We start from the raw sequence: 7,607 nt of genomic DNA, 5'->3' as shown, positions 1-7,607 counted from the left end.
AGCGGTTTGGAAACCGCTGCAGCGCTGCGGGAGCCTGAAAAGACCCTTATGACAGGAGGCCTATATGATTGGTTTATTTATTGCTTTGATTTCCGGCGCGTTGATGAGTATTCAGGGTGTTTTTAACACGCAGGTTACTAAGGCGTCTAGTATCTGGGCGGCCAACTGCTTTGTGCAGTTCACGGCGTTGCTTGTGTGTCTGGCCGCATGGGCGTTTACGGACAGGAGTTCTCTTCTCGGCGTGTTTCAGGTACAGCCCAAGTATATGCTTTTGGGGGGCGCTATCGGGGCTTTCATTACTTATACGGTGATTAAGAGTATGGATATGTTGGGGCCGGCCAGGGCCGTTATGCTGATTGTGGTGGCGCAGCTGCTGGTGGCTTATCTGATTGAGCTGTTCGGGATGTTCGGTGTGGAGAAGACCGGATGGGAATGGCGGAAGGCTATTGGGATGGCGGTGGCTATTGCGGGGATTGTGGTGTTTAAGTGGGAGTGAGAGGGATAAGGGATTAAGGGCAAGGGATTAGGGGTTGGGGGGCGGGCGCCGGGGTTCGAGAGCTGCGCTCTCTCACTTTGCGGCTGGCGCCGCATAGGCAGGAACAACAGTCTTGCTGTGGGTGAGCAAGCTCCCCCGCAGCAAGGCTGTTGTTCCTGCCTGCCCGGCTTGTAGCTGTGAAAAAAAACCACTCTCCTCTTGTAAAACTTTTCTTTTTATTTTACAATGGAAGGGCAGTGAGTTACGGGGGCCTTTTCGGGTGCGCCGGGAGCGGTGATACGTTGAAAAGGAGATAAAATGTCAAATTGCAGAATAACTCCAGTACTTGTTTTGGTACTGGTCTTTTCTTTCATGTTCGGCGGATGCGGCAGGGATATGGATCTGCGTGAGCTTTCGCAGGATCAGGTTCCGGCGGGGGCCGGGGAGGAAGATGCGGCCGGAGAAGGCGCAGCGGGGGAGGCAGAAGCGTTTCCCGGGGCGGGCGGTTCCGGCGGTGAGGATGTGTCCGGTGAGGCGGAGTGTGTGATACATATTTGCGGCGCAGTTGCTGTGCCGGGAGTGTACAGGCTGCCGGCGGGAAGCCGGGTCGTGGATGCCGTTGAGGCGGCAGGCGGCCTTGCGGAGGACGCGGCGGAAAGAGGTGTGAACCAGGCGGCGCCCATATCGGACGGGATGCAGATTGTGATTCCGACCCTGGAAGAAGCGGAACAGAAAATTTTTTCGCCGGACGGGGTTATGGAGGAAAATGGAACAGGAAAGGGCGGCCTTGTGGATATTAACACCGCGGATGAGGCGGAGCTGATGACACTGCCGGGAATCGGTCAGACAAGGGCTGATGCGATTGTTGCCTACAGGCAGCAGAATGGTAAATTCCAATCCATTGAGGATATTATGAAGGTGGACGGTATCAAGGAGGGAAGCTTTGCAAAGCTGAAGGACAGGATATGCGTCAGACAGTAAGGATGGGAAAGGTCCGGCCGGCAGGAGCATTTGCTGCACTGCATGCGGGAAAATGGTTCAGGAGTGCATAAATCCACCGCCGCAGGCGGTTTCGGATTGATTTGGCAGTAACTGTGAAGAAACCAGGCAGTTACGGAATAAAATCTTTGGAGGAGCTATGGGAAAGCGGGTTTTGGTTGTAGACGATGAGAAACTGATTGTGAAAGGTATCCGTTTCAGCCTGGAGCAGGACGGTATGGAGGTCACCTGCGCCTATGACGGTGAGGAAGCGCTGGAGCAGGCGAGAAATTCGGAATTTGACATGATCCTTCTGGATATCATGCTTCCCAAGCTGACAGGACTGGAGGTATGCCAGCAGATACGGGAATTTTCCAATGTCCCCATCGTCATGCTGACAGCCAAGGATGATGATATGGATAAAATCATGGGCCTGGAATACGGCGCCGATGATTATATTACAAAGCCGTTTAATATTCTGGAGGTCAAGGCCAGGATCAAGGCCATAATGCGCAGGACAACAGTAAGGGATAACGCGTCAAACGCGCCCAAAACCGTTGTGAACGGTGATCTGAAGCTGGACTGCGACAGCAGGCGCGTCTATATTGCCGGCAAGGAGGTCAACCTGACAGCCAAGGAATTCGATGTGCTGGAGCTGCTTGTCTTAAATCCCAACAAAGTCTACAGCCGTGAAAATCTTCTGAAGCTGGTATGGGGAAGCGATTATCCCGGGGATGTCCGCACGGTGGACGTCCATATCAGAAGGCTTCGTGAGAAGATCGAAAGCAATCCAAGTGAACCCAGATATGTGCATACAAAGTGGGGAGTCGGCTACTTCTTCAGAGCCTGATTTCCGGCTTTGGGGAATGTGCCAGGCTGAATGGAAGTAGAGGCTGCCAAAATGCTTACCAGGCTTAAAAAGCTATTTATGAAAATACCTGCTCTCAGGAGCATGAAGGTATATATATTCTTTCTGATGCTGGTGATGGGCATCCTTCCCAGCTTCATCATGAGGGTTGGTATCCTTCAGAGCTATGAAGAACGTGCGGTGAACCTGCGTATCTCGGATACGCAGACGCAGTTCAAGATCATTGCCAACCATCTTCTGAACAATAATTATCTGCAGGATACCTCAAATGAGGCAATTAACGCGGAGCTGGAACAGATGTCCAATCTGTACGACGGCCGCGTTATTATCATTAACGGCAATTTCCGTATAGTAAAAGATACATACAGTATCAGTGAAGGCAAAACGATTATTTCCGAGGAGGTCATCCGGTGTTTCAAGGGAGAGAGCACCACCCGGTATGACAAGGAAAACGGTTATATCGAAATGACCATTCCCATCGAAGCCCCCAGCTCCGGAAAGAATCAGACAACGCAGGCGGATGCGGGGAAGAAGCCGGAGCAGAGCCAGGTAGTTGGAGTTATGCTTGCCAGTGTTTCCACGGACAGCATAGCGACGACAATGGAAATCCTGAACCGGAAGGCCCTGATTATAGAGATCGTGATGATCATTTGTATTTTCGGTGTGGCTGTGGGATTTTCCTCCATTCTTGTCAAGCCCTTCAACCGGGTGACCCAGGCGATTACCGAGGTAAAGGACGGTTTTACGGACGAGCCCATTGCAGTTCCCGATTATATCGAAACGGAGCACATTATCGATGCCTTTAACCAGCTGCTGACGCAGATGAAGGTGATTGACGATTCCCGGCAGGAATTTGTTTCCAACGTTTCCCATGAACTGAAGACGCCGCTTACCTCCATGAAGGTTCTGGCCGATTCCCTCATGCAGCAGGAGGACGCGCCTCTGGAGCTGTATCAGGAATTCATGCAGGACATTGCCAATGAGATCGAACGTGAAAATAAAATCATCAATGATCTTCTCTCCCTTGTAAAAATGGACAAGACGGCCGCCCAAATGAATATCACGGCGGTGGATATCAATGAACTGATAGAATCGGTGTTAAAGCGTCTCCGCCCCATTGCCAGGCTGCGGGATGTGGAGGTGACCTTTGAAAGCATACGTCCGGTCACCGCGGAAATTGATGAGGTGAAGATCACCCAGGTATTTACCAATCTGGTGGAAAATGCGATTAAGTACAACAAGGAGCATGGCTGGGTCAAGGTGCTGCTGGATGCGGATCATCAGTTTTTTACCGTGGAGATCTCCGATTCCGGTATCGGTATTCCGGAGGCGGACTACGATCATATATTTGAGCGTTTCTACAGAGTGGACAAATCCCACTCCCGGGAGATCGGCGGCACCGGACTGGGGCTGGCCATTACCAGAAATGCCATCCTTCTTCACCGCGGTTCGGTGAAGGTAGCCAGTACGGAGGGAGAAGGCACCAGCTTTACCGTAAAGATCCCGCTTACCTATGTAAGATGACGTGGTTTTCTGCGGCCTTTTTACAGGGGATTATCGTGCAGGAAAAAATGATAAGGCGGCGCAGGACTGTATCTGAGGTACAGTTGCCATGTATGGAAGAACGGAAAGCCTGAACGGAGGTTCAAAAATCGAATGAAGGATACTTCGAACAGAAAAAAGGATGCTTCAAACAAAAAATCGGCATGGGCAGCCAGCATGCTGCTGCTTTTCTGCCTGGTGCTTCCGGCCTGCAGTACGGGGGCGGCGGAACCGGAAGGAACGGCCTTTGATATCTATTATCTCAACAGGGAAGAAACAAAAATAGCCAAAGAGGTTCACTATATTGATTCCGGGGAGCAGTCAGGACAGATAGCAGGACTGCTGGAAGCCATGGAAGCGGTGCCGGAGGAAGTGTCCCTGAAGTCTTCCGTGGGAAACAGTTTCCAGGTGACCGGGTTCCGGGTGGAGGAAGGCGGACAGCTGGATCTGGATGTGGATGAAAGCTACAGAAAGCTTGCGCCCACCACGGAGGTTCTGGTGAGGGCGGCGCTTGTGAGGACGCTTTCCCAGGCGGAAGGAATCAATCATGTGCTGATGACGGTGGGAGGACAGCCGCTGGCAGACAGTACGGGCACAGCAATCGGTCCCATGACTGCCGATGCGTTCATTGACAATGCGGGAAAAGAAATCAATTCCTATGAAATGGTGAAGCTCAAGCTCTTTTTTGCCAATGAAGCCGGGGACGGCCTGGTGGAAATCGTCAAGCCTGTGGAATACAACAGCAATATTTCCATGGAAAAGCTGGTGGTGGAATATCTGGTAAAGGGTCCTGACATCGACGGCGTATATCCGGTGATTAATCCGGGTACGAAAATATTGAGCGTAACCGTCAAGGACGGTATCTGTTACGTGAATTTTGATGAAAACTTCATGACGCAGCTTTATAATGTTACTGCGGATGTGGTGATTTATTCCATTGCCAACTCCCTGGTGGAGCTTCCCAATGTAAACAAGGTGCAGATAGCCGTAAATGGAAAGACAGACATCGTATACAGGGAGACTTTCAATCTGTCCAATCTTTATGAAAGAAACCTGGATCTCGTAAAGACAGGAGAAAATGTGGAATGAGACGGCCCTTATGCCTGGCTATGCTGGGCTTTACGGCCGCAGTCCGGATAATGACATGGATAAAGCCGCTGCCCCAGCCCTCCCCTCCGGCGGAGGACGGGCAGACGGCTGTGGTTGCCGGGACGGTTTCGGATATCACAAGCTATATGGACCCGGAAAACGGGCAGATGGTACATATCGTTTATCTGAAGGCTGCGGATGCGCTTCCCTTTCAGGGGGCAGAAATACAATCGGATCTTAATTTTAAAGATCCAGATGCTGAGTTAATAAAAACTGACAGTATATCTCTTAATACAAATCTAAACAATTTCACGGCTGCCGGTATCAGGGCAGTAAATTTTTCAGACAGAGACTTAAAACAGAATATTACGGTGCAAAAAGAAGCGCAGAAGCAGCTGCAGGAAATAGATATGCAGGTATGGGAAAAGTCCGCTCAGGAGCAGGGAATGCCGGCGCAGACACTGGAAAAGTCTGCTCAGGAACAGGGAATGCCGGCGCAGACACTGGAAAAGTCCGCTCAGGAACAGGAAATGCCAATGCGGTCACAGGGCGGTACCGGTGTGATGTGCAGGCTGCGGGAGGGGGAAGTGCGCCTGCCGGAGATCGGCAGCAGGGCCTGCTATCGGGGAAAGGCGCGCCATTTTAAAACAGCGACAAACCCCGGTGAGTTTGATGCCAGGGCATATTATGCAGGGCAGGGTATCAGTATGCAGCTTTCCCAGGCCGTGCTGACAGGGAAGAGCGAGGGCTATTGCGGCTGGCGTCATGCGCTGTATCGTCTGCGGCGCCGCGCTGGGGAGGTGTTGGAGAATATTTTCCCGCAGAAGGAAGCGTCTGTACTGAAGGCCATGCTTCTGGGAGAAAAAAAGGGAATGGATTCGGAAATTAAGGCGTTGTATCAGGGAGCCGGGATTTCCCATATCCTGGCGATTTCAGGCCTGCACATATCCCTGCTTGGGATGGGGCTTTACCGTCTGCTGAACCGCTTTTTATCACGAAAGCTGTCCGGCCTCCTTTCCTGCGGCGTACTTTTTTCCTATCTTGTCATGACCGGGTTTTCAGCATCCGCGGCCAGGGCGGGCATTATGTTTTTACTCTATATGACCGCCAAAATTGTGGGAAGGACCTATGATATGCCCACCGCGCTTTCCACAGCGGCGGCCCTGCTCCTGCTTGAAAACCCTGCCTGGCTTCAGGACGGCGGTTTTCAGATGTCCTTTGCTGCAGCGGCCGGGGCAGCAGTCACCATTCCTGCCTTTGAACGGATGGGCAGTGATGCTGTAAAGCTTTTCGGAAAAGACAAAGGAAAGAAAAATTATATAAAAATGTATAGGGAACAACAGAAGCATCCCGTCATGCAGAGGCTGCTTCAGGGATTCCGTTCCAGCTTCTGCATCAGCCTTACCACCCTGCCGGTGCTGCTTTCTGTGTTTTATGAATGGAACCTTCTGTCCATCCTGCTGAATGTGTTTGTAATCCCGCTGATGGGGATTCTCATGGGAGGAACGGTGCTTCTCGTACTGGCCGGAAGCGTTGTTGGGGGCATAGGAGAGCCGGTTTTTGTTATCCTTCGGATGCTGGCGCTTCCGGTGAAAGGAATCCTTATTTTTTATGAAAAGCTGTGCCTGCTTTCCGAAGGTCTGCCTGGTATCTGGCATGCGGGAAAGCCGGAGCTGTGGCAGCTTCTTGTCTTTGCTGCAGGTCTTGGGCTTCTTCTGCTTCTGGCGGAGAAAATCCCCAGGCCGGCAGGCGTGCCTGCAGCAGTGCTGCTGTGTCTTGTTTTTGCGTTAAAACCTCAGGACGGCATGCAGATGACCATGCTGGATGTGGGACAGGGAGACTGTATTTATATCAGAACGGAGAGCGGTAAGCATTATCTGTATGATGCGGGCAGCTCCTCGCAGAAGGATACCGGAACCTGGCAGGTGATCCCATTTTTGAAATATCAGGGTGTGGGCAGGCTGGAGGCGGTATTCGTAAGCCATTGGGATGCGGATCATATCAATGGGCTGGAGGCAGTCTTTGAATGGGCGGAAAAGAGCGGCGTTTCCATCGGCGGCCTGGTGCTGCCGCAGGCCCATGTCGTTCAGGATGAGCCGTCCCGGCTTGTGGAAATGGCCGGAAGCTATCACATTCCGGTGTACCGTATGGAGGCCGGGGATCTTTTAACGGATGGGAAAACGGAATTCCTGTGTCTGCATCCGGATGGAAGGGACAGCTTTACGGACCGGAATACAGCCTCTCTGGTTGTGCAGCTCACTCTGCGGGCGGAGAACGGGGATAAGGATTTTTTCATCCTGCTCACCGGAGATGTGGACGCGGAGGGGGAACAAAAAATTCTTGCCTCTTCCCCCGGACTTCTGCAAAGCTGCGATATTTTAAAGACCGCACATCATGGTTCTGAAACCTCGACCACCCGGGAATTCCTGGATGCCGCAGCACCGGCCTGCGCCCTTATTTCCTGCGGCAGAAATAATTCCTACGGACATCCGCATAAAGCGGTTCTTGAGCGCTTGAAAGCCGCACAGATCCCGGTTTTTGTCACAAATGAATGCGGTGCGATTACGGTGCGCAGAAGGCAGAAAAAAATTACGGTGGAGACTTTTTTGAACGTTGACTGATGGCCCGGAATATGTCATGATAATAAAAGTAAAC

At 51.9% G+C, this 7,607-nt stretch carries 6 protein-coding genes; all 6 read left to right on the top strand.

The features are described from left to right. Positions 1-64 precede the first annotated feature (64 nt). Positions 65-496 carry a DMT family transporter gene (locus HMPREF1548_RS19105; RefSeq protein ID WP_021638114.1) on the top strand — a complete coding sequence of 144 codons (432 nt, stop codon included), beginning with the start codon at positions 65-67 and terminating at the stop codon, positions 494-496. A gap of 297 nt (positions 497-793) precedes the next feature. Continuing rightward, positions 794-1,456, top strand: coding sequence for a helix-hairpin-helix domain-containing protein (locus HMPREF1548_RS19100; protein WP_035322942.1), 663 nt, complete (start codon positions 794-796; stop codon positions 1,454-1,456). Positions 1,457-1,613: 157 nt separating this feature from the next. Then, positions 1,614-2,303 (top strand): response regulator transcription factor, encoded by a 690-nt coding sequence (locus tag HMPREF1548_RS19095; protein WP_021638111.1) that lies wholly within the window; start codon positions 1,614-1,616, stop codon positions 2,301-2,303. Between the two features lie 102 nt (positions 2,304-2,405). Further along, entirely contained in the window at positions 2,406-3,845 is a 1,440-nt protein-coding gene (locus HMPREF1548_RS19090) for a sensor histidine kinase (protein WP_330413822.1), read from the top strand. 132 nt (positions 3,846-3,977) lie between these two features. Continuing rightward, positions 3,978-4,952: a GerMN domain-containing protein gene (locus HMPREF1548_RS19085; protein ID WP_021638109.1), complete on the top strand. Its 975-nt coding sequence runs from the start codon at positions 3,978-3,980 to the stop codon at positions 4,950-4,952. Continuing rightward, positions 4,949-7,573, top strand: a complete 2,625-nt coding sequence (locus HMPREF1548_RS19080; RefSeq protein ID WP_021638108.1) for a DNA internalization-related competence protein ComEC/Rec2 — start codon at positions 4,949-4,951, stop codon at positions 7,571-7,573. Before HMPREF1548_RS19085 ends, HMPREF1548_RS19080 begins: the two co-directional genes overlap by 4 nt. The last annotated feature ends 34 nt before the right edge of the window (positions 7,574-7,607 follow it).

This window comes from Clostridium sp. KLE 1755 (assembly GCF_000466465.2).
Classification (GTDB): Bacteria; Bacillota; Clostridia; order Lachnospirales; family Lachnospiraceae; genus Eisenbergiella; species Eisenbergiella porci.
The sequence above is the reverse complement of the archived record's forward strand: the minus strand, read 5'-3'. Positions and strand labels throughout refer to the sequence as shown.